General features: G+C 42.2%; 22 protein-coding genes, 1 tRNA gene and 2 pseudogenes. 18 read left to right on the top strand and 7 right to left on the bottom strand.

Annotated elements, in window-relative coordinates; all coding sequences use genetic code 11:
- Positions 1 to 380: 380 nt before the first annotated feature.
- The 3 genes from ACC612_RS00585 to ACC612_RS00575 all read right to left on the bottom strand — a co-directional run bounded on the left by ACC612_RS00585 (position 381) and on the right by ACC612_RS00575 (position 2,330).
- Positions 381 to 1,307: a ribose 1,5-bisphosphate isomerase gene (locus tag ACC612_RS00585; protein ID WP_371852512.1), complete on the bottom strand. Its 927-nt coding sequence runs from the start codon at positions 1,305 to 1,307 to the stop codon at positions 381 to 383.
- 71 nt (positions 1,308 to 1,378) lie between these two features.
- Positions 1,379 to 1,897: a pentapeptide repeat-containing protein gene (locus tag ACC612_RS00580; RefSeq protein WP_371852511.1), complete on the bottom strand. Its 519-nt coding sequence runs from the start codon at positions 1,895 to 1,897 to the stop codon at positions 1,379 to 1,381.
- 115 nt (positions 1,898 to 2,012) lie between these two features.
- Positions 2,013 to 2,330, bottom strand: coding sequence for a nucleotidyltransferase domain-containing protein (locus ACC612_RS00575; RefSeq protein ID WP_371852510.1), 318 nt, complete (start codon positions 2,328 to 2,330; stop codon positions 2,013 to 2,015).
- A 128-nt stretch (positions 2,331 to 2,458) separates the two neighbouring features.
- Between ACC612_RS00575 and ACC612_RS00570 the strand changes: the two genes are divergently transcribed.
- From ACC612_RS00570 to ACC612_RS00550, 5 genes are all read left to right on the top strand, one after another.
- Entirely contained in the window at positions 2,459 to 2,890 is a 432-nt protein-coding gene (locus tag ACC612_RS00570; protein WP_371852509.1) for a DUF61 family protein, read from the top strand.
- 114 nt (positions 2,891 to 3,004) lie between these two features.
- Positions 3,005 to 4,372, top strand: a complete 1,368-nt coding sequence (locus ACC612_RS00565; RefSeq protein ID WP_371852508.1) for an NAD-dependent succinate-semialdehyde dehydrogenase — start codon at positions 3,005 to 3,007, stop codon at positions 4,370 to 4,372.
- A gap of 14 nt (positions 4,373 to 4,386) precedes the next feature.
- Positions 4,387 to 6,021, top strand: coding sequence for an acetolactate synthase large subunit (locus ACC612_RS00560; protein WP_371852507.1), 1,635 nt, complete (start codon positions 4,387 to 4,389; stop codon positions 6,019 to 6,021).
- Between the two features lie 244 nt (positions 6,022 to 6,265).
- Positions 6,266 to 6,520 (top strand): DUF4405 domain-containing protein, encoded by a 255-nt coding sequence (locus ACC612_RS00555; RefSeq protein ID WP_371852506.1) that lies wholly within the window; start codon positions 6,266 to 6,268, stop codon positions 6,518 to 6,520.
- A gap of 460 nt (positions 6,521 to 6,980) precedes the next feature.
- The gene (locus tag ACC612_RS00550) at positions 6,981 to 7,238 is read left to right on the top strand and encodes a DUF4405 domain-containing protein (protein ID WP_371852695.1); all 258 of its coding nucleotides are present in this window, start codon (positions 6,981 to 6,983) and stop codon (positions 7,236 to 7,238) included.
- Between the two features lie 62 nt (positions 7,239 to 7,300).
- On the opposite strand, the gene ACC612_RS00545 is transcribed toward ACC612_RS00550, so the two are convergent.
- Positions 7,301 to 7,606 carry an antibiotic biosynthesis monooxygenase gene (locus ACC612_RS00545; protein ID WP_371852505.1) on the bottom strand — a complete coding sequence of 102 codons (306 nt, stop codon included), beginning with the start codon at positions 7,604 to 7,606 and terminating at the stop codon, positions 7,301 to 7,303.
- A gap of 106 nt (positions 7,607 to 7,712) precedes the next feature.
- On the opposite strand from ACC612_RS00545, the gene ACC612_RS00540 reads away from it, so the two are divergent.
- From ACC612_RS00540 to ACC612_RS00490, 11 genes and pseudogenes are all read left to right on the top strand, one after another.
- Positions 7,713 to 8,516: a class I SAM-dependent methyltransferase family protein gene (locus ACC612_RS00540; RefSeq protein WP_371852504.1), complete on the top strand. Its 804-nt coding sequence runs from the start codon at positions 7,713 to 7,715 to the stop codon at positions 8,514 to 8,516.
- Between the two features lie 11 nt (positions 8,517 to 8,527).
- Positions 8,528 to 9,343, top strand: a pseudogene (locus ACC612_RS00535) (D-aminoacyl-tRNA deacylase); the annotation flags it as partial.
- 432 nt (positions 9,344 to 9,775) lie between these two features.
- Positions 9,776 to 9,883 (top strand): annotated as a pseudogene (locus ACC612_RS00530) (ribonuclease Z); the annotation flags it as partial.
- A gap of 95 nt (positions 9,884 to 9,978) precedes the next feature.
- Positions 9,979 to 11,082: a cell division protein FtsZ gene (gene ftsZ, locus ACC612_RS00525; RefSeq protein ID WP_371852503.1), complete on the top strand. Its 1,104-nt coding sequence runs from the start codon at positions 9,979 to 9,981 to the stop codon at positions 11,080 to 11,082.
- Positions 11,083 to 11,277: 195 nt separating this feature from the next.
- Positions 11,278 to 11,481 carry a protein translocase SEC61 complex subunit gamma gene (locus tag ACC612_RS00520; protein WP_371852694.1) on the top strand — a complete coding sequence of 68 codons (204 nt, stop codon included), beginning with the start codon at positions 11,278 to 11,280 and terminating at the stop codon, positions 11,479 to 11,481.
- Positions 11,482 to 11,485: 4 nt separating this feature from the next.
- Positions 11,486 to 11,947, top strand: a complete 462-nt coding sequence (locus tag ACC612_RS00515) for a transcription elongation factor Spt5 (protein ID WP_371852502.1) — start codon at positions 11,486 to 11,488, stop codon at positions 11,945 to 11,947.
- Between the two features lie 45 nt (positions 11,948 to 11,992).
- Positions 11,993 to 12,475: a 50S ribosomal protein L11 gene (locus tag ACC612_RS00510; protein WP_371852501.1), complete on the top strand. Its 483-nt coding sequence runs from the start codon at positions 11,993 to 11,995 to the stop codon at positions 12,473 to 12,475.
- Between the two features lie 150 nt (positions 12,476 to 12,625).
- Positions 12,626 to 13,267 carry a 50S ribosomal protein L1 gene (locus ACC612_RS00505; RefSeq protein WP_371852500.1) on the top strand — a complete coding sequence of 214 codons (642 nt, stop codon included), beginning with the start codon at positions 12,626 to 12,628 and terminating at the stop codon, positions 13,265 to 13,267.
- Positions 13,267 to 14,301 carry a 50S ribosomal protein L10 gene (locus ACC612_RS00500; protein ID WP_371852693.1) on the top strand — a complete coding sequence of 345 codons (1,035 nt, stop codon included), beginning with the start codon at positions 13,267 to 13,269 and terminating at the stop codon, positions 14,299 to 14,301. Before ACC612_RS00505 ends, ACC612_RS00500 begins: the two co-directional genes overlap by 1 nt.
- A 39-nt stretch (positions 14,302 to 14,340) precedes the next feature.
- Complete coding sequence (gene rpl12p / locus ACC612_RS00495) at positions 14,341 to 14,652, top strand: 50S ribosomal protein P1 (RefSeq protein WP_371852499.1); 312 nt, start codon at positions 14,341 to 14,343, stop codon at positions 14,650 to 14,652.
- Positions 14,653 to 14,793: 141 nt separating this feature from the next.
- Positions 14,794 to 15,768 (top strand): radical SAM protein, encoded by a 975-nt coding sequence (locus ACC612_RS00490; protein WP_371852498.1) that lies wholly within the window; start codon positions 14,794 to 14,796, stop codon positions 15,766 to 15,768.
- 13 nt (positions 15,769 to 15,781) lie between these two features.
- Here ACC612_RS00490 and ACC612_RS00485 read toward each other — a convergent pair whose 3' ends face one another.
- On the bottom strand, positions 15,782 to 16,552 hold the full coding sequence (locus ACC612_RS00485) for an S-adenosyl-l-methionine hydroxide adenosyltransferase family protein (RefSeq protein ID WP_371852497.1): 771 nt from the start codon (positions 16,550 to 16,552) through the stop codon (positions 15,782 to 15,784).
- Between the two features lie 484 nt (positions 16,553 to 17,036).
- Here ACC612_RS00485 and trkA point away from each other — a divergent pair, with 484 nt between their 5' ends.
- The gene (gene trkA / locus ACC612_RS00480; RefSeq protein ID WP_371852496.1) at positions 17,037 to 18,371 is read left to right on the top strand and encodes a Trk system potassium transporter TrkA; all 1,335 of its coding nucleotides are present in this window, start codon (positions 17,037 to 17,039) and stop codon (positions 18,369 to 18,371) included.
- 12 nt (positions 18,372 to 18,383) lie between these two features.
- Positions 18,384 to 19,817, top strand: coding sequence for a TrkH family potassium uptake protein (locus ACC612_RS00475; protein ID WP_371852495.1), 1,434 nt, complete (start codon positions 18,384 to 18,386; stop codon positions 19,815 to 19,817).
- 60 nt (positions 19,818 to 19,877) lie between these two features.
- Here ACC612_RS00475 and ACC612_RS00470 read toward each other — a convergent pair.
- Both ACC612_RS00470 and ACC612_RS00465 read right to left on the bottom strand, forming a co-directional pair.
- Positions 19,878 to 19,950, bottom strand: a tRNA-Gln gene (locus ACC612_RS00470).
- Positions 19,951 to 20,021: 71 nt separating this feature from the next.
- On the bottom strand, positions 20,022 to 21,113 hold the full coding sequence (locus tag ACC612_RS00465; RefSeq protein ID WP_371852494.1) for an OBG GTPase family GTP-binding protein: 1,092 nt from the start codon (positions 21,111 to 21,113) through the stop codon (positions 20,022 to 20,024).
- Positions 21,114 to 21,290 lie beyond the last annotated feature (177 nt).

Below are 21,290 nucleotides of genomic sequence, written 5' to 3'. Positions count from 1 at the left end.
CAAAACAGGAAGATTCGATACATAATGAAGAACGGACTTATGTAAGGAATCCTTCACATGTACCATAGATTACTATCCGATTTCAGATAAATGACTGCCAACTAACCACCCAGAGAACATATGAAGCTAAAGTAGTAGCTTTTTAAAGCCTTATTCGGTTCTGAGGTAATACTATATAAAAGTACCTATGACGCATGTTCCAATTCCAGCTCTTTACATTGCCTTCCATGCTTGGTATTAATACATAAAAAGCAATCCACACAAATATCGAGTAAGTTATTACAAAATATTGTTTTATTGAGTCCTCGCCTAATATCGATAGCAGGAATTTCTACTGAGCCTGGATAGCCTTCATGTGCATAAATGTGGATATGTTAGAATTACTTCAAATCCACCAGGTCCAGCCCAAGATATTCTTTAATAACCATGTATGCCATTGCAGGAGGAAAAGCACCTGCATCAGTAATAATGAGGTCAATGTATTCCGGTGGCGTGATGTCAAAAGCTGGATTCCTCACTTTTACATTGGGCATCTCTTTGAGTAGATTGGGGTCTATGACCTCATCACTTGAACGATCTTCAATCTCTACCATCTGTCCCAGAATAGTGTTGGGGCTGAACTTGTAAGTCTCAGCTGCAACTAAAACGTTCTTGCGAGCTTCCCTGGCTGCCAGTGCAAGCTGGGAAGTACCGATCTTATTGACCAATGCACCGTTAACTGCAATGGAATCCGCACCTACTACCACAAGGTCCACATCTTTCATGACCAGCCTCACAGCAGAGTCCACAATGAGTGTTGTGGGAATCCCTGCATCGTTCAGTTCACGGATAGTAATGAAACCCTGCCTGCGGGGCCTGGATTCCGTAGCTATCACTGAGATCTTCTTGCCTTGCTTAAATGCTGTCTTGATGATAGCAATTGCAGCATGAGAATTGCAATGGGTCATAATAACGTCCCCATCACGGATACGCCTGGCACCGACCTTACCAATCTTTTCCAGTGCTTCATTTGCATTCTTTATGAATTTCTCGGAATTAGCAACGATCTCAGCAATAGCTTTGCTGACATCATGAGATGAATGCTTTTTTGTAAGAGCTACCGCATTCGGAAGGGAAACAGCTGTGGGTCTGGTTTCCACAAGTAGTCCTGCAGCTTCATTGATACTATTCTCGAACTCTTCGGGAGACAGGGAACTAAGGGTCTGTGCATGATCCCTCATAGCTGCCGAAGCTGCAACTGCTATCCTGCCGGCTCCACGGATTTCCATGGTACGGATCTTTTCTGCAGTGTCCATCAGGTCGTACATAATAAAGAGGTTGTAAGGAAGGAATTTATATGTGTTGGCAAATGCAGTTCTTTTTTTGATTTGCCAACTGCTTATTCCAGCTCTATATCATAGATATTTAAAAGAGAGATTACCTCAGGAATAGAAAATTTGGTCTTTTTCAGGAAATTGTTGTTTGGATCTATATTGTAGTTCTTTGCATTCCTGAAAGACGTGAAACTAAGGTTTGTGTGTCCAAATAGACTATTTTTAAGATCAGATCCTTCAAAATTTGCATTTTTGAGGTTGGTATTGAGAAAATCACAGTCATATATCTGGCAGTTAATGAAATCCGTGTTTTCTAAATTCATATCTGAAAAAATAGAATATGAAAGAAAAGAATCTTCAAATCCCATACTGAGCATAAAGTCATTGCATTTTGAAAAATCCAATCCCAGAATTTTACATTTCCTGAATCTGATATCCTTGAACTTTGTGCCATTCAGGTCTACGTTTGACAAGTTGCAATTCTCAAAATTACAATCTATGAACTTTGAGCTTTTGAAAGATGTACCTGTCAGATCAAGGTCCTTGAATGTTTCCCCTTCATACTCTTCATTCTGGAATTTCATGATTAGAGGATGCATTTCAAGTTAATATAATTTCTTTGTAGGAGGAGAATTTTTAGCTAAAGAAGATCATTTCAAAGAAGAAAAATCAAATGAAATAATTGTGATTAAATGCACCTTATTCCCAACCCTTCCAGAGATCACCGCCTTCCAGCAAGTGATTTCTGAGACTTTCCGAAACCCTGGAAAGATCTATAAGATCCACAGTGTATGGGAAATTAATTTCCTCTATCTTTTCCATCGAATAAATCAACTTTTTTCGATTATAGGGAGAACGGGGAAGTATACCTATGGCAACCTCCATTGAATTGCGGGAAGATCTTGGCTCACCAAGATTAAGAAGTATTATCTTAACATCCTCCCCATCAAATGTTTCCAGCAAGATGGCCTTTATCTGCTGAAGCTGTTCTTCATAAAGAAAATATGGTGTCGGCATGGGATCAACTTATTAGTAAGAAATATCTTGCATTGCTTAAATTGTTGCTCTATACAGAAACAATAATACTACAAACTGCTAAACAAATGATCGTAAGCAATCTTTGTATAAAACAGGAAGTATCTAATATGCAGGAAAGACGCCCCCTGAGTGATGATTCAGTTCTCATGAGGTGGATGAGAACAGAGATCAATAAGATGAACGAAAGCATAGTGTTCGAAAGAAAAAGCCTTACTCAGCTCCTGCAGGAAGAAAAGCCCTCGGCAAAAACAAAAGCTGACAAGGATCACTTTTTTGAGATCGCGACACTCAAGAAACTCGGCGAAAAGCTACCAGAAAAACTGCAAGATAAACTAAAACTTCCAATGCTGTTCTTCTTTGATAACCAAGTCCCAGGCAGCTGTTACCTTAATGATGCATATGCTTTGGAAGCCTTACAGGCTTTGGGAGAGATCAGCCGCCTGCGCACAATGCAGCAGGGTAGGCTATGGGTTGGCAGATCAATAGCCTACATAATTATGAAAAAATATCCAACGGTTGTACAGATAGTGATGGGGTGACAACAAGTTATCCTACATCATCTACCTAACATCTTTAGATTCCCCAGCTAACTTTATACCCCATACCTTCCTCTTTTCTATCCAGAGAAACAATCATCTATTGGAAGTTTCACCATGAATCTTATCTCATCCATCAACCCAACAACTGGAAAAACTATCAAACAATTTAAACCCTATTCTGAAGAGCAAATAAACACAGGCCTAAAGAAAGCTAATGCAGCTTTTCACGAATGGAAAGAACTTGATGTATCGGAACGTGGTGAAGTTCTAAATGGCGTATCAAAGCTGCTGAGAGAAAGAAAACAAGATCTTGGGGAACTCATCACTCAGGAGATGGGGAAGGTCATAAAACAATCCGTTGGCGAGATTGTAAAATGCGCCGATACCATCGACTATTTTGCTGCACATGCAGAGGAGCTTATGCATCCGGAACAGATAGAAACAGATGCTTCTGAGTCCATGGTATCATACGAGCCTATGGGTCCGGTATTGGCTATAAAGCCCTGGAATTTCCCTTTCTGGCAAGTTCTTAGTGCAGCTTCCCATATCCTTGCTGCAGGGAATGTGATGCTGCTCAAGCACTCCAGTTATGTGCCCATGTGTGCCCTGAAGATGGAAGAACTATTTCTGGAAGCAGGAGTTACTGAAGGAGTATTCCAGACATTGCTCATTGACGGACCCACAGCTTCCTCTCTCATATCAAAGAATGAGATTAAAGCCGTCTCGTTCACAGGTGGCGATGCTGCCGGAAAAAAAGTCGCAGAACTCGCAGCCCGCAACATGAAGAAATTTGTGCTGGAACTCGGGGGTAGTGATCCATTTATAGTGCTGTCTGACGCAGATGTAGAGAAAGCAGCAAGTGTCGCTGTCCCCAGCAGGTGCATCAACACGGGACAGACATGCATTGCAGCCAAGAGGTTCATAGTAGCACAGGAGGTTGCGGAAGAGTTCACCAATAAGTTTGTGGAACTAACAGAGAAACTAAGACTTGGAGACCCTATGGACAAAAACACAGATATTGGGCCCTTGGTGCGTGAGGAACAAATAACCATGCTTGAACAGCAGGTGAAAGATGCCACCTCAAAAGGAGCAAAAGTCCTTGTACCTGGAGGAAGAGTAAACAGTGAAGGGTTCTTCTATTCTCCTACTGTTCTTGCCGATGCTACACCCGATATGAAAGTGATGGCAGAAGAGACATTTGGACCAATAGCTCCTATAATCACCGTCAAGGATGAGCAGGAAGCCATCCAGATTGCCAACAAAACCCGGTTCGGCCTGGGGGCAAGTATCTGGACAGAAGATAGAGAGAAAGGAAAACTTCTTGCCAGACAGCTCGAAACTGGAATGGTAGCTGTCAATGCTTTCTTTAGGCCAGAAGCATGCATGCCTTTTGGAGGAGTAAAGGGAAGTGGAATGGGGAGAGAAATGGCAAAGCATGGATTCTATGAGTTTATCAACCTCAAGTCAATAAAGATATATTAGAAGGTGTTCTGAAAATGAAAGGCAGTGATCTCCTGGTGAAATGTCTCGAAAATGAGGGCGTAGAATATATTTTTGGTATTCCGGGTGAAGAGACCCTGGACCTGACCGACTCACTTTCCAGATCAAAAATCAAGTTCATAGTAACAAGACATGAACAATCCGCAGCCTTTATGGCAGATGTCTATGGCAGGCTCACCCATAAACCTGGAGTATGTCTTGCAACTCTTGGTCCTGGTGCAACCAACCTTATAACTGGTGTCGCTGATGCACACCTGGACAGAGCACCATTGGTAGCTATTACCGGACAGGCTGGACTTGAAAAGACTCACAAAGAAGCCCATCAGTATCTGAATATAGTACAAGCTTTCCGAGAGTTCACAACATGGAACTCCAGCGTGACCAGAGCAGATTTCATACCTGAGATCGTTAGCAAGGCTTTTGATACAGCCAGGGATAGACCAGGAGCAACACACATAGAAATTCCTGAAGATATAGCTGCGGAGCAAACTAACAAGGTACCGCTTGTAAAGAAACCATATTCTCATATACGAATGCCTGATGAGGATGAACTGCAGCGTTCTGCCATGCTTATAGGAGCTGCCGATATGCCTGTAATTCTGGCAGGTAATGGCGTTATAAGAGAAGATGCATCTGAAGAATTATGTAATTTTGTAAGAAATACAGGTATTCCTGTAGTTACAACTTTTATGGGAAAAGGTGCATTCCCGGCTGATGATGGACTTTACATGGGATCCATGGGTATCAGGGACAGGGACCATATCATGTGCGGTTTTGAAAGAGCTGATCTGGTAATCTGCATAGGATTCGATCATGTGGAATATAGTCCCAGGTTCTGGAATCCGGATGGCTCCAAGAAAATAATACATATTCACTCCCACCATCACGAGATAGACGAAAAATATATCCCAGACCTTTCACTGATAGGAAACATTCGCACTGCCCTGAAACAATTAACACCCTTTTGCAAAAAAAAGGAAATGCTCGAATATTTCTCACGGGTTAGAAAGAACATGGAAAGAGAACTCCTTGATTTTAAGGATGATCTGGCGTTTCCCATGAAACCTCAGAAGATAATATACGATATAAGACAGACCATGGATAGAGAAGATGTAGTCATCAGCGATGTGGGTGCCCATAAACTCTGGATAGGACGTCTTTATCCTGCTTATGAACCCAACACAGTCCAAATATCAAATGGTCTTGCGTCCATGGGATTTGCACTTCCGGGAGCCATTGCCGCAAAACTCCTGAAACCTGAAAGAAAAGTAGTAGCTGTAGCTGGAGACGGTGGATTCCTTATGAATGTACAGGATCTTGAAACTGCGGTGCGTTTAAGCTGCGATATAGTTATAGTTATATTCAATGATGCCAAGTTCGGACTCATTGAATGGCATGAAAAGAAAAAATTCGATTCCAGCTTTGGTATAGACTTCTTGAATCCTGACTTTGTTAAACTTGCCGAGAGCTTCGGAGCCCATGGAATAAGAATCGAAAAGGCAGAAGATTTCAGGCCACAGCTTGAATACGCATTAAAAGCAGGTGGAGTATGGCTCATGGATGTAAAAGTGGACTATTCTGAAAATATGAGGCTTACAGAAAAATTGCGCAATAATTTATGTATTATCTGAACGATCCAAGATATATTTCGTGCAGAAAAGTGATTTAGAAGTATATTGAAGCTTGATATAGACTTCTAAACCGTATTAAACTTTTAATTTTTATTGTCTATTCGTTGATAGTGTAAGTGTCTTTTTATTTTAATTTCTTTCATTATGCCATGTGAAGAGCAAGATTGTGCTGATAGGAAATTGAAAGCAGATCTAAGCTGTAGTCTCAAAAACAAAAGAAGACACTAAGGAGTTGAAGATTCGAATGAAACGAGCACTGATTAATTATATTGTAGATATACCATTATTAATATTAACAGTCCTGGAAGGAGTTTCAGGCCTCATTCTCCAGTTTGGAGGAAGAGGTATGTCTGAATGGAGACATATTCACGAATTATGTGGAGTGCCAATGGTGATTTTATTCGTCATCCACCTTGCATTGCACTGGAGATGGGTAATCTGTGTAACAAAGAATACCTTTGGACTTAATAAGCCAGCACAAGCATGTTCTATAGAGTGACCTGCTATACCATGAGGGATTTCTACATCCCGTATTCTACTTTTTTCGACTGGATTTTAATAAATATATCGCTTTTACATGGATGATATTAAATACTAGAGAATTGGATGTGCCGTAAATAGAGAAGGGAGTCTCAGGATCACATAGAAATGTGATTTTCATACTCTATTTTTATATAGACGTATTAAATAGAATATTTGTCAGAATGTGAAAACATAAAATACAACTGTTTCACACCTCCTTCTAAGGACATATCAAGCTTAATTTACAGTTCTATGCTTTAATGAACCTTTAAAGGAGATCACTTAAAACTTCAACATACAAAAAAATGTAAGTTTCTTTTTATTATAATGCAACCCATTGGGATGAATAAGGAGAAGTATTGAGCCAATAAAATACTCACATCAAAAATTAAATACTGGGTTAAAACACAGAAAAATTGGAGGAGTTTAGAGTGAAAATGACAAAAACCCATTTTATTATAGATGTGCCATTAATGGCATTGATGCTATTACAGGGAATTTCAGAGATAGTGCTGCTAGTAGGGTCAAATGACTCCACATATATAGGAATTGGCGGATATGAATGGAAGTATATTCATGAAATTATTGGAATCCCAATAATGATACTATTTACTCTGCACTTTATAGAATACTGTAGATGGTTCATTAATGAAACAAAAGACGTTTTCAGAATAGGCTTGTTTGATAGTGTTTAGCAGGGCTATAAGATGCACTGCCCTAATGCTATACAAGCGACTTATTGAAATTCAGGTCACATTTAAGGATACTTTTGACTTTGCGTGAAATGCATCATTTGAAATGAGGTATCATCAATGAAGCCAAAATATGCAAGACATAAAGGAAGTTTCATTACATCATCTGTAGCTTTCAATGCATTCTCCATGCTTTTCCAATGAACCATATCTGTCCACTGGCCGTTGTCACCTTTGAGCAATTCCCTATCAATGAAGCCTGATAGTTTGCCCAGCTCCTGCATCATATCAGCAGATGCCTTGAGAAATTCCTGCTCATTGGTTCCCGGCTTGACTTTGAAATGTACAATTTCCACAGCTATTGATGGCACTGAGATCACTGTATAAACGTGAAACATCAAGATTAATAAGGGTTATGGAATATTGGAAGTGGAAATCTCAGGCAAAACAAGGAAATCAACAATAAGGGAACAGACAATGAGCCTTAGAGATATATTGAAAAAATCACTCACACAACAAGAACTGATGATATTGCCCGGAAGATTCGATGTAATAGGCAACATAGCTATTGTATCAATACCTATAGAGCTTGACGCGCATAAATATGAGATCGCGAGTGCACTTATAGCTGGCCAGGGAGGAGTAAGAGCTGTGGTGAACAAGACCTCCAAGCTCAGAGGAGAACATAGAATCGCATCCTATGAGCTGCTTGCTGGCAGTAGTACCAAAACAATACATAGAGAATTTGGTTTTGCCTATGAACTTGATCTGCAGGAGGCTTTTTTCAATAGTAGATTATCCTATGAAAGAAGCAGGATCACCAATCTGGTACAAAAAGGAGAAAGGATAATAGTACCTTTCTGTGGTGTTGGGCCTTTTGCAGTACCTGCTGCTGCTAAAGGTGCTCATGTGGTCGCATTGGAGAAGAACATCGCAGCCTGTCATATGCTTCAGAAGAATGCTTTCAGGAATGGAGTTCTGGAAAACCTTTCAGTGATACGTGCCGATGCCACGAACATTCCTTCAATGCTAAAATGTCATTTTCACAGGGCCATAATTCCCACACCTTATGGCATGGACCAGTTCCTTGACATATTATCACAAGTAGTTATGCCAGAAGGAATGATACATTTCTATACATTTAAGAAACAACATCAAATAGAAGACCTTATTGCAGATTATAAGAGCAGGGGATTTAATGTGCTGAACTACCGCAGATGCGGCAACGTGGCGCCTGGCGTGAGCAGATGGGTATTTGATATTATAAAAGGTTCAAGTTGAGGAGATAGGCTGTGAAAAGCGATGAAAAGGATGCAAAAATAACTATTCTCTGCTCTACAGTTGACAGCGCTAGCCAGAACATCAAGGAACATATACTGAAAAAAAGAGAATGGGTTCCTTTGAACATAACTAGCGATAAGTGGAAGGAACTTGTATGTGCTTATTCATCCGAAGATTTCTGGCTTGTAGAGATTGATGGGCATCACATATACCAGGATGGCATAGACCGTAAAATTGAAGCATGCGGATTAAAAACACGGCTTATTATAGTGGCCTCAAAACATAAGAGCAAAGATGGGAACAGGGTTGTTACCGCTCATTATACAGGCAACAGCGGCAATGCGGAGTTTGGCGGACACAGCGGGGAATTATCCTATCCTGCGCCCTTTGCCTTGAGATCCATTTTGAAAAACATGCAAAAAATGGTGAAAAATAGTGGCTATGAGGTTACCATGGAATCCACACACCATGGCCCTACTGATGTGTCTTTACCGATGGTCTATGCAGAGATAGGCAGTGCAGAAGAACAGTGGAAAGACCCTGTGGCAGGGGAGATAGCTGCCTGCGCAATATTAAATGTTAAAGAAGATATTGTACCAATAGCTGTTGGCTTTGGGGGTGGCCACTATGCAAAAAGGCAATCCAAATTGTTGCTTGAGAACAATATAACATTTGGGCACAATTTTCCGAATCATCAGCTTGATAACCTGGACCTGGGACTTGTTAAGCAGGCTATTGAGAAATCAAATGCTGATTTTGTATATTTTGATCGAAGGGCAATGTCATCAGCACATAAAGAAAAGATCACTGGTATTATCAAAGGTATTGGACTTGAATTGCTTCGGGAAAGTGATATATTAGATATGCAGGGATTGCCCTGGAATATATATTCCCATATGTTTAGGCTGGCAGACAGGTTGTGTCCCGGGAGCCGCCTGAGGATAACAAGTGGATTCAGACAGGATATAAACAACACAAAAGGAATAAAGACAGAGGATATTCAGATCTTTGAGATGGATGAAGGGGTCTTCAGTGAAGCAGTAGCTGTTGATAAGAAAAAAGTGATTGAATTAATTGAGATGTTGGATGTGGTGTACCTTGAAAAGGATAATGGGACATTACCCGGTATAATGATGTGCAAACAAGGCAAAGAAAAGGCTTCAGCTGATATGCTTATAGATGAATGCATTAAAATACTAAAAGAGCATTATGAAATAAAATATATCCCGGAAGAGATGACGCTATATATTACAGAGGAGAGGTTCAACCCGGAACTTGCCCGGGAGCTGGGTGTGCCTCCTGGCCCTATGTTCGCAGAGTTGAAAAAAGGGAACCCTGTAACTGCCAATGGCAGAATTGTAGAACCATTAATGGTTTATACAAAAACCACAAGAAGAATTACATTAGGAAATACCATTACTCTTAAATAAATACTACGATTTTCACTCAAGGGAGAAGAAGAATGAGATCCATAGTTGAAGAGGCGCTTGCTAGGGCCGAAGAGGAAGGACGCCTCCATACACGTGTGCCGGAACCGAACGATATCAATGCAGAGCTTGAAGAGATGCTTCGAGATCTGAGAACTGTGATAAAGGTAGTAGGCTGTGGTGGAGGAGGGTCAAACAGTACCCAGAGAATGGCCAATGAGGGAATAAAAGGAGCAGAATTAGTTGCTATAAACACTGATGCTCAGCACCTTCTTAGAGTCAATGCAGATAAGAAGATATTGATAGGAAAGAAAAAGACAAGAGGTCTTGGTGCTGGTAGCCTTCCCCAAGTTGGAGAAGAGGCAGCTCTGGAAAGTGTTGATGAAATCAAGGCTTTCGTAGAGGGCAGCGATATGGTATTCATCACAGCAGGTCTTGGAGGCGGTACTGGTACGGGTTCTGCCCCAGTAGTTGCAGAAGCTGCCAGGGACGCAGGAGCACTTACAATTGCAGTAGTTACGCTTCCTTTTGGAGTTGAAGGGCATGTAAGGCGTATGAACGCTGAAGCTGGCCTTGAGAGGCTAAGAGAAGTTGCTGACACAGTAATAGTAGTACCAAATGACAAGCTTCTTGAAGTTGTTCCAAGACTTCCACTGCAAGCTGCATTCAAAGTATCTGACGAAGTTTTGATGAGAGCTGTAAAAGGAATTACCGAACTGATCACAAAACCGGGACTTGTCAACCTTGACTTTGCCGATGTCAGGACAGTTATGCAGAATGGTGGCGTTGCAATGATCGGCCTTGGCGAGGCAGAAGGAGAGATGAAAGCCGTTGAAGCGGTTCAAAAGGCATTGAGAAGTCCACTGCTCGACGTAGACATATCCGGTGCTACATCAGCTCTTGTGAACGTGGTAGGTGGACCTGATATGACCATTGCAGAAGCTGAAAGCGTGGTCCAAGAGGTATATAGCCGTATAGACCCCGACGCAAGGATCATTTGGGGTGCCCAGGTAGACGAAGAGTTGGAAAATACCGTGAGGGTAATGCTTGTTGTCACTGGTGTTAAATCGCCTCAGATCTACGGTCATGGCGGCGCTAGAAATATTACACGTAAGTATGGAATTGATTTTGTAAAATGAATACGATTTAGGCAGACAGCCAGAGTCTGCCTACCTAAATGATCGAAAAGTATTTTAGAGAAGAAGTGATAGATAGTCGGTACTATTTTATAGCATAATTAAAATCTGACTACTCATTATTAGATAAATGCGTCCAGACATTGGATTAGAGAACATAAGGCTTAATCGGTTGTGAAGATATTGGCAGGGAATAATATAGATTCAAGCAAGTTAAATGCCACAGTGGACTCTGTGGGTTCTATTTTAAGGGCGCACCTTAGGGTTCTAAAACTAACAAAAAAGCCCTCAAGAGAAGAATTTTTGACCATTGCTAAAGTAGCCGGTCTTGGAATCCTTGCCATTGGTATGATGGGATTCCTTATCTATGTCGCAATGGTAGAAATACCAAAGTGGGTGTGAATTAATGGCTGAAGCTTCTGCTGTATTCGTGGTGAAAACAACTGCTAATCAGGAACGTTCCGTAGCAAACATGATCGCAATGGTGGCAAGGAAAGAGCACTTAGATATTCGTGCCATCCTGGCGCCAGACGAGCTGAAAGGATACGTATTAGTAGAAAGCACATCACCCGGTATAGTTGAACAGGTAATCCAAACAGTTCCGCATGCACGTGCGGTGATCAAGGGACAATCGAGCATAGAAGAGATATCTCATTTCCTTACACCAAAGCCCACAGTGACAGGTATAACAGAAGGCGCAATAATAGAGATTACTTCCGGACCCTTTAAAGGAGAAAGGGCACGTGTCAAGCGGGTCGATGAAGGACATGAGGAGATTACAGTTGAACTGTTTGATGCTGTAGTACCGATACCTATAACTATACGTGGTGACACTGTAAGGGTCCTCAGGAAAGAGGAAGAGTCCTGAACATATTAAATTTATAACATAATAGATGTAACTGGTGATACTCACATGGCAAATGTTGTAGAAGCACTGGTCTCTGGAGGAAAAGCCAATCCCGGACCGCCTCTTGGCCCGGCCCTTGGACCTCTTGGGATCAATATAAAGGCAGTTATAGACAAGATCAACGAGAAAACAAAAGATTATAATGGCATGCAGGTGCCTGTCAAAGTGATAGTTGCCGATGACAAGAGCTTTGAGATCGAAGTTGGTACACCACCAACCGCTGCGTTGATCAAGAAAGAACTGGGTATCGAAAAAGGATCTGGCGAACCAAAGACAACTAAAGTTGGAGATCTGAAGATAGACCAGGCTATGAAGATAGCACGCATGAAGAGGGACGTAATGCTGGCATATTCCATGAAAGCTGCAGTAAAGGAAGTGCTGGGCGTATGCGTAACTCTGGGCGTTACTGCAGAAGGAATGGACCCAAGAGAATGCCAAAAAGCCATCGACGACGGAAAGTACGATGATGTGCTTGCTGCAGAAGCTTGATCCAAGCCACATAACCGATAGATATAAGAACTATGCTCCACGATGGGGCAATGTTATAGTAATGGACTGAGGTTATCCTTGGTCCTTTAATCAACCGTAGTAGGCCGAAGTGGCCGAAGGACGGCAGTTCAGCACTACGGGAGGAACAGAATGGTAAATAAAGCAACAGTAGAAGCTGTTAATAAATTATTAGAGGAATCGCCGCAACGCAAGTTTATGGAAAGCGTTGATCTGGCTATCAACCTAAAACACCTCGATATGAGTCAGCCTAAGAACCGTGTTGACGAAGAAATAATACTTCCACATGGTCTTGGAAAGGACTTGAAAGTTGCTGTTTTCGCAAAAGGTGAGGTTGGTCTCCAGGCAAAAGAGGCCGGTGCTACATACATCTTCACTGAGGAAGATATCAATGCAATGAAAGAGGACAAGGCACGCGCAAGGGCTGTTGCCAACGAATGTGACTTTTTCATAGCCGAAGTGCAGTACATGCCACTCATTGGTAAGAGCCTCGGTGTAGTTTTAGGTCCCAGGGGAAAGATGCCAATACCACTCCAACCTGGCAAGAACGTAGCCGATGTAATCAACTCCTCAAAGAATTCCGTGCGTATAAGGTCAAAGGATAAACTGACCTTCCACGTAGCAGTTGGGCGCAGGGACATGGAAGTTGAGAAGCTTGCCGATAACATAGAAACGGTGATCTCCAGACTAGAACAGTCCCTTGAAAAAGGTAGTCAGAACATCAGGTCGATCCATTTGACGACCACAATGGGCAAGTCCGTGAAGGTGATGTAATTATGGAGATGGAACATCACTCATCACACATACCAAAATGGAAGGCTAAGGAAGTCGAGGAGATTAAAGAGCTCATCAAATCCTACCACCTATTTGGTATAGCAGGAATTGAAGGCATTCCTGCAAAGCAGCTCCAGAAAATGAGGAGAGACCTCCAAGGAACTGCACATATCAAAGTGGCCAGAAATACCCTTATAAGAAGGGCACTTGAGGAAATGGGCCAGGATGTAAAGGATATGAGCGAATATATTGATGTCCAGTCGGCATTAGTATTTTCAAACCAGAATCCTTTTAAGCTGTATAAGCTTCTCGAAAAGAGCAAGACACCTTCACCAATCAGATCAGGAGCTATAGCCCCTAAGGACATTGTTGTGGAAGCAAGGCCAACAAGCTTCCCACCAGGACCTATACTGGGTGACCTGCAGCGTGCAGGCATACCAGCAGCTATTGATGGAGGCAAGGTCGTTGTAAAAGAAACAAAGACCGTACTGAAAGAGGGAGAAAAAGTCCCACAATTGCTCGCAGCCATGCTGAACAGGCTTGAGATCTATCCAATAGTAGTAGGATTGGACTTGAGAGCAGTTCTGGAAGAAGGATCCATTTTCCGTCCAGACGTACTGGCTGTGGATGAGACACAGTACTTCAACGACATAGCTCTGGCCGCAAAGCAGGCATTCAACTTGTCAGTATACGCAGCATATCCAACTGCAGACAACATAACCACGCTTATCGCAAAAGCTTCAACAGAATCCAAGAACCTCGGTATCAATGCCGCTGTGTTCGAACCGGAACTGATGGGCGCATTGATGGGCAAGGCTCAGTCACAGATGCTGGCCGTAGCTGCTGCAGCTTCAACTAAGAATGAAGAAGCAGTAGATGACGAGCTTAAGCAGGCTCTCGGTGCCGCAGCTGCAGCAGCAGTAAGCACAACCACCGAAACACAGGGCAATGAAGCCGCCGAGGCAAAGGAAGAGAAGGAAGAAGAGAGTTCAGAAGAGGACGGTATGGCCGGTCTTGGAGCACTCTTTGGATAAGACAGACATATAACTTACATTGATAAAAGGTGATTTCACATGGAATATATATACGCAGCACTTTTACTGCACAAAGCAGGTAAAGAGATTACAGAAGATGCAATAACTGCCGTTCTTCAGGCAGCTGGTACCGCAGTCAACGAATCACGTGTAAAGGCACTCATTGCAGCCCTTGAAGGCGTAGACATCGAGGAAGCAATGGCAACTGCAGCAGTTGCAGCAGCTCCAGCAGCAGCAGCTCCAGCAGCAGCAGCAGCAGCAGCTCCAGCCGCTGAGGCAGCAAAGGAAGAAGAGTCCAAGGAAGAAGCAGAAGAGAGCGGAATGGCCGGTCTCGGTGCACTCTTTGGATAAACATCTCAAACAACTTACACATATCTACATGCCCGTGTTCTGCGGGCACATTTTCTTTTTTAAAATTACAACTTACATTGCAGCTTTTGCTGTACTCTAGAACAGAATATTTAAACTAGCAACCAATGTAGATACTGAATCATGTCCAGATCACCCTTTATGGCAGCAAAAGCATTCTGGCAAACCAGAGTAAGGAGGAGACCTCTTGTACTTTCCCACGCCATCAACTCCCGCTGCAACATGAAATGCGATTTCTGTGAATACTGGAAACAGAATGGACCTGAAATGACACTTCAGGAAATAATCAGACTACTGGATGACGCAAAAGACTTCGGGATAATGATATATAACGCATGGACCGCTGAACCCTTGCTGAGAGAGGACCTTCCACAGATACTCCAACACGCCAGAGAAATAGGAATAACAACTTTTCTTATAACCAATGGCCTGTTGCTGGAAAAAAGAGCTGAAGACCTTAAAGATCTGGATTACCTTTCCGTATCTGTTGATGGCATAAACAGCTACAAAGAGATAAGAGGAGTAGATTTCAAAAAGAAAATACTTCCAGGAATAGTCAAAGCAAAGGGGCTGATGAAAAATCCATTGCTAATGAACTGTGTGATTAGTGGTCGGAACCTCGAGGATATTGAAGAACTTATTAGGCTTGCTTCAGAACTGAAAGTGACCATAGCTTTCGAGCCGATGTACGAATTCTCCGGAATACAAGATGATGTCTGGAAGAACATCGGGGTAAGAGATACTGAAAAATATCGCAGGACAGTGGACAGGATAATTGAAATGAAAAAAGAAGGTTATCCTATTATAAATTCATACACGTATCTGAAAATGATAAAGGACATGGACACTGATTTCAAATGCCATGCCGGAGAACTTATACTTAATGTGACGGCCGATGGCACTATAGAACATTGCAGAGCGGAAAGGCAATCTCTTGGAAAAGTAAAAGACGGTCTTGAGAAAGTATGGGTGAACAGCCGGAAAAAAAGAAAGCAAATACCTCTTAACTGTCACAAATGCTTGTTTTTCGGATATGTGGAGAATAGCCTCCTCTATGACATCAACCTTGAAGTGATGAAGCATTACAAGTGGATGTGAAATAGCAGGAAGATCAGCTTTTTTTAATCCTTACCTCATCACCACATTTTATATTCAGTACTTTTGCAGCGCTGCTTCCATTCACAGCTATTTCGAGAAAACCATGACTACCAATTAAAGCGAGTAGTCCCTCTTTCTCTGCATATCCATAGGTTTGAAGAAAAGGCATCGTATTGCCGAATAAGATTACGTGTTCTTCAATGAGAAACGTTTTAAACGCATCAGAAGCCTGTATATTAGTAATGATGTTACCGAAATCATCAATATAGATCACTTGCCCTGAAATGAAATCATCTCTTACATCGACTTTTCCAAAATCAAGGTGAACATAATCAGCTGTCATTTCACCTACTTCTTCTAGCGGCATACCTTCTGAGAGATAAGCACCAATACGGGCAAACACATCCCTCCCATGAAAAGTGGTAGAGATATCACCCAAAAGACCGAAATTTGTTATTTTGTAGATACCCATGTCGCCCAGCCTGGAAGCTGCAGGAACCATCAAACCATTGTCCGGACCTACAAAGAAATGGCCTCCAGCAGAAATAACTATTGAATTTCGTGATGTACCCACACCCGGATCTATCACGGCGATATGAACAGTTCCTTTTGGGAAATAAGGAACTACAGAGTATAGAGCAAATGCTCCGGCACGTATATCAGCATGAGGAACGCTATGAGTAATATCCACAATAGTAGCCTGTGGATCAATACTCAATATCACCCCTTTCATAGCAGCAGGATAAACCGAACCAAAATCTGTAGTTAGGGTTATAAGTGACATATAATAAGATTTAACTTTGTAATATAAAAGATGAGGTGTGAGTGCTCTTTTTTAGAGCACTCAGACTTTTGAGGTGGAGGAGGTACCTGTCTCTAGACAGTGGATACTACAATACATCACATCGCGGACGCACTTGCTCAGGACGTACATCTTATTACCACAGTTTTTGCAGGTTACAGTTACTAATTGCATATATTTGCCCTCCTCTTGCAGATCTGCTATGGCGAACACACCAGAAGGATAATTTGGAATCATTGTCGGAGCAATGATTACAAGTCTAGAGACCCTTGTTTGAAGTGTATTTACCACTTTGCTACTGATCTAGTAGATACCTACTTGAATGCAATATATAATAATTTCTACACTGCATGATATACTGATTGTCATTATGATGATACAGAAAAGAGAACATTTTTTCGTAGTGTGAGAAGTAAAAAACATATTTTTTTAATAATAGTATACAATATTAATAAGAAGGTGTTTCATGAAAGCTGTCATAATAGGCGCAGGGGCAGTAGGTTATCACATAGCAAAAGCACTGTATGCCACTAATGATGTAATAGTTATAGAACAGAATCAAGAAGCTTGCAAGCGGGTTGATGAGCTGGATGTCCAGGTCATTCAGGGCAATGGAGCGAATGTATCGATATTGTCCAAGATCCTTAAAGGAACTGACATCCTGATGGCTGTCACTGGTTCTGATGAGGTCAACATAGTAGCATGCATGGCTGCTAAGCTCATTGCAGGAGATAAAAGCAAACTTAAGACAATGGCAAGGGTAAGTAATCCGGATTACATTGATAAGCCAATAGCCAAGCGTGCTAGTATAGGCATCGATGTGATGATATGCCCTGAGCTTGCTATGGCTTCGGAAGTCGCACAGATACTTGCAATACCATCTGCTATTGATGCTGAATCATTTGCAGAAGGCAAAGTGGAAATGATGGAGCTTGTGGTTTCCAAAGGAAGTTATTTTGCCAATAAGATGTTGAAAGACCTTCACCTTGCTGATTCTTGTATAGTAAGTGCTATTTTTCGTAAAGATGACGTAATCATCCCTCATGGGAATGATTCTATGCAGGAGAACGACCACATAGTAGTGATTGGCCAACCTTCTGCAATGAAGGAGATAAGGGAACTTCTGGGGGAGATAGCTGGCAGGCGTAGTAAGGTCATGATCATAGGTGGAGGTATAGTTGGTTTTTACCTTGCAAAACTCATTGCTAACAGCGAGACAGATATTAAGATCATAGAATCGCGCAGGGCTCGCTGTGAAGAGATCGCAGACAAACTTTCCGGGGCTCTTGTATTGAATGGAGATGGAACAGACATCAACCTCCTAAAAGACGAGGGTATCAATGAGATGGATGTGGTCATTTCCGTCACGGATAGTGATGAGAAAAACCTCTTATGTTCTCTTATAGCTAAAAAACTGGGTGCGAAGAAAGTTATTGCCAGATCAGATCGATCTGATTACATCTCTCTGTTTGAAATGGTAGGAGTGGACAGTGCGGTAAGTCCCAGAGGAGCAACTGTAAACGAGGTACTTAAACTGACCATGGGAACAGGCATTGGGACTATGACCACAATCGAAGGACAAAAAGCTGGGATCATTGAATACACTGCTTCAGCCAAATCAAAAATAGTTGGTAAACTATTGCGTGAAGTGAAATTCCCTCCAGGTGCCATTGTAAGCATGATAGTGCACAATGGAAGGACCATCGTTCCCCGTGGAAGTCATGTGGTTGAGGAGAATGACAGAGTTGTGGTGTTCACTCTCCCATCATCCATAGCAGCAGTGGAAAAACTTTTCAAGTAATAAAGGTGGTTCATGAACTCAAAGGTCATACTGAGCGTGTTAGGAACTCTCCTGCGTTTTCTGGGACTTATGATGATAGTTCCCTTGCTTTTGGCTTTATATTATCATGAAAGCTCAGTTCCTTTTCTTGTAGGCATGGGATTAACAGAGATTGCAGGCATATATCTCTGGTTGCGCTACAAGTCAGATGATGACTGGAAGCTAAGGGAAGCTTTTGCTGTTGTAGCCCTCAGTTGGTTAGTAGCTATGTTTTTTGGATCCATCCCATTCATTGTAGGAGGTATGTCTCCGCTAAATGCTTTTTTTGAAACCATGTCGGGCTTTACCACTACTGGTGCAACTATCCTTGATCAAATCGAAAGCCAGTCAAGAAGCATTCTTTTCTGGCGTTGTATGATCCAGTGGATAGGTGGAATGGGTATCATTGTGCTGTTCGTTGCTATTCTTCCAAAATTGTCCACCGCTGGTAAACTACTTTTTCGTGCTGAGGCTCCTGGCCCGACAGAGGATAAGATAAAACCCAGAATAAGGGATACAGCCAAGATACTCTGGATGGTATATGTGGTAATATCGGCCTTACAGATCGCAGCATTGCACCTGGCTGGCATGTCAACCTATGATGCTGTCACCCATACGTTCACCACAATGGCTACGGGTGGTTTTTCCCCTTATGGGCAGGGTATTGCAGCTTTTGACAGCCCTTTAATAGAAGCTATAATCACAATTTTTATGTTCATAGCAGGAGCAAACTTTGCACTGCTTTACAGGACTCTTTATACTGATCATAAAATTCTCTTTAAGGATGAAGAATTCAAGTTCTACACAGCTGTAGTTGTAGTAGCAAGTGCTATGCTCATCCTTGCATTGAGATATGGAATAGGTGCAGATCCCCTAACCTGCTTGCGTTATTCTGTGTTCCAGGTAGTATCTCTCCTTACAACCACGGGTTTCGCTAGTATAGATTTCAATTTATGGCCTGACTCTTCAAGGATAGTACTGTTACTGGTAATGTTCATCGGAGGATGTGCCGGATCAACTGCTGGTGGGCCGAAAGCAGTAAGGATGTTATTGTTACTGAAGTATGCCAGATGGGAGCTATTTAAATCAATTCATCCAAAAGCAGTAAAGCCTATCAAGTTCAATGGAAAAACTGTCCCGGAAAATATGATACAAGAAACTGTGTCTTTTGTAGTGATGTACTTCCTTATATTCATGACAAGTACATTTATTATTTCATTGATGGGAGTGGATATTCTTACTTCGATAACTGCATCCATCACAACTCTGGGTAACATAGGTCCAGGATTCAATCTTATAGGACCAATGGGAAGTTTCAACGCCCTACCAGCACTTGTTAAAGTGGTATTGATAGCAAATATGTGGATAGGGAGGCTTGAAGTATTTACAGTGCTGGTAATGTTCACTCCAGAGTTCTGGAAAAAGTAAAAGAAAATATACACAAGAAAACTGGATGGGTAGAGTAGATGACTAACAAAAATATATTGATAGTCCTGGGCGGATTCGAACCACCGTCTTCGGCTCCAAAGGCCGAAAGGATTGACCACTACCCTACAGGACTATGCTGTTTTGTTAAGGCAGAACTGACGCAGGTCCTGATATAGACCTGCTGGTTCTTATTTGTGTCGATTGTCACTTATTGATAATAAGCGTTACCAGGTCTTCATCTTTGAGCACATGATCAAGACCTGCCCTCTGACCTGGATGTTTGGCAGACCTGCCCCATATCTGGGAATATCTGAACTTCCTGCGGAAATCCCTGTGCAGCTTGTCACATACATCACCCACAGTGGTACCACTTTGCACTATCATGGGTTCTTCAAGGTCTGCAGGTCCACCCTGCGGTTTAAGATATATTCTGATGAAATCCAGAGCATCGTAGATGTTATCCCGCACGGCATCGAGATTCATATCCAGGTCTGCGGAAATGAAAGCTGCATCTGGAAACCTTCTCTTTGCTGCTTCCAAGGTTGTCGGATCAGCCAGGTCGACCTTATTCACAGCAATAATAGACGGGATGTATACCCTGTTGCCCATGACGACATCAATGAGCTGGTCAACGTTTATATTTTCCCTGATAAGCACATGGGCATTGTGTATCTTGTATTCATTAAGGATGTCTTTGATAAGGTCGTCATCCAGCTCCAGTTCCATTGTCGAGCTTATAATGACGCCTCCGCGATCCTGCCTCTTGATAATTACATCCGGGCCTCTCTGGTCGAGCCTTATGCCTGCCTGATACAATTCTTCCTTAAGGACATCATAATGCTGCAGCTGGAAAATATCCAGCATGAACAAAACGAGGTTGGTATTCCTTACCACTGCTATGACTTCTTTTCCCCTGCCTCTGCCACTTGCTGCACCCTTCACAAGTCCAGGTACGTCCAGAACCTGGATAGTGGCATTCTTATATTCCATGGCACCGGGAATGACATCCAGCGTGGTGAACTCGTAGGCCCCCACCTCGGAATTGGCATCAGTGAGCTTGTTGAGCAGCGTGGACTTACCCACCGAAGGGAATCCCACGAGAGTAACGGTGGCATCACCCGATTTTTTTACGGAATAGCCTTCTCCTCCGGATTTGCTTGCAGCTCTCTTTACAACCTCATCCCTAAGACGTGCAAGCTTGGCCTTCAGCTTGCCTATGTGATGGGACGTGGCCTTGTTATAGATCGTGTTCTTTAACTCTTCCTCGACCTCAGCGATCTCCTCTTGTATACTCATCTGGACCTGCCATTATAATAATATAAGAAATATAATTTACTTTCGCTGCAATTGCAGCTTTGAATCTTGTCACATGATGGCAATTAGAGTATAAAAAGACATTGTATAAGGAGATAGTGAGAAGGAAGAGGAATTGGAAAAACTAGTTAAACAGAAATAGTTATCCATAAAAAGAAA

The organism is Methanomethylovorans sp. (genome assembly GCF_041447285.1).
In the GTDB taxonomy this organism is placed as follows: domain Archaea; phylum Halobacteriota; class Methanosarcinia; order Methanosarcinales; family Methanosarcinaceae; genus Methanomethylovorans.
The sequence above is the reverse complement of the archived record's forward strand: the minus strand, read 5'-3'. Positions and strand labels throughout refer to the sequence as shown.

What these genes read in the sequence shown, in the direction of transcription:
- ACC612_RS00585 (WP_371852512.1), bottom strand. Translation starts at nt 1,307, where the DNA reads ATGTACGACCTGATGGACACTGCAGAAAAGATCCGTACCATGGAAATC.
- ACC612_RS00580 (WP_371852511.1), bottom strand. Translation starts at nt 1,897, where the DNA reads ATGAAATTCCAGAATGAAGAGTATGAAGGGGAAACATTCAAGGACCTT.
- ACC612_RS00575 (WP_371852510.1), bottom strand. Translation starts at nt 2,330, where the DNA reads ATGCCGACACCATATTTTCTTTATGAAGAACAGCTTCAGCAGATAAAG.
- ACC612_RS00570 (WP_371852509.1), top strand. Translation starts at nt 2,459, where the DNA reads ATGCAGGAAAGACGCCCCCTGAGTGATGATTCAGTTCTCATGAGGTGG.
- ACC612_RS00565 (WP_371852508.1), top strand. Translation starts at nt 3,005, where the DNA reads ATGAATCTTATCTCATCCATCAACCCAACAACTGGAAAAACTATCAAA.
- ACC612_RS00560 (WP_371852507.1), top strand. Translation starts at nt 4,387, where the DNA reads ATGAAAGGCAGTGATCTCCTGGTGAAATGTCTCGAAAATGAGGGCGTA.
- ACC612_RS00555 (WP_371852506.1), top strand. Translation starts at nt 6,266, where the DNA reads ATGAAACGAGCACTGATTAATTATATTGTAGATATACCATTATTAATA.
- ACC612_RS00550 (WP_371852695.1), top strand. Translation starts at nt 6,981, where the DNA reads ATGACAAAAACCCATTTTATTATAGATGTGCCATTAATGGCATTGATG.
- ACC612_RS00540 (WP_371852504.1), top strand. Translation starts at nt 7,713, where the DNA reads ATGAGCCTTAGAGATATATTGAAAAAATCACTCACACAACAAGAACTG.
- ftsZ (WP_371852503.1), top strand. Translation starts at nt 9,979, where the DNA reads ATGAGATCCATAGTTGAAGAGGCGCTTGCTAGGGCCGAAGAGGAAGGA.
- ACC612_RS00515 (WP_371852502.1), top strand. Translation starts at nt 11,486, where the DNA reads ATGGCTGAAGCTTCTGCTGTATTCGTGGTGAAAACAACTGCTAATCAG.
- ACC612_RS00510 (WP_371852501.1), top strand. Translation starts at nt 11,993, where the DNA reads ATGGCAAATGTTGTAGAAGCACTGGTCTCTGGAGGAAAAGCCAATCCC.
- ACC612_RS00505 (WP_371852500.1), top strand. Translation starts at nt 12,626, where the DNA reads ATGGTAAATAAAGCAACAGTAGAAGCTGTTAATAAATTATTAGAGGAA.
- rpl12p (WP_371852499.1), top strand. Translation starts at nt 14,341, where the DNA reads ATGGAATATATATACGCAGCACTTTTACTGCACAAAGCAGGTAAAGAG.
- ACC612_RS00490 (WP_371852498.1), top strand. Translation starts at nt 14,794, where the DNA reads ATGTCCAGATCACCCTTTATGGCAGCAAAAGCATTCTGGCAAACCAGA.
- ACC612_RS00485 (WP_371852497.1), bottom strand. Translation starts at nt 16,552, where the DNA reads ATGTCACTTATAACCCTAACTACAGATTTTGGTTCGGTTTATCCTGCT.
- trkA (WP_371852496.1), top strand. Translation starts at nt 17,037, where the DNA reads ATGAAAGCTGTCATAATAGGCGCAGGGGCAGTAGGTTATCACATAGCA.
- ACC612_RS00475 (WP_371852495.1), top strand. Translation starts at nt 18,384, where the DNA reads ATGAACTCAAAGGTCATACTGAGCGTGTTAGGAACTCTCCTGCGTTTT.
- ACC612_RS00465 (WP_371852494.1), bottom strand. Translation starts at nt 21,113, where the DNA reads ATGAGTATACAAGAGGAGATCGCTGAGGTCGAGGAAGAGTTAAAGAAC.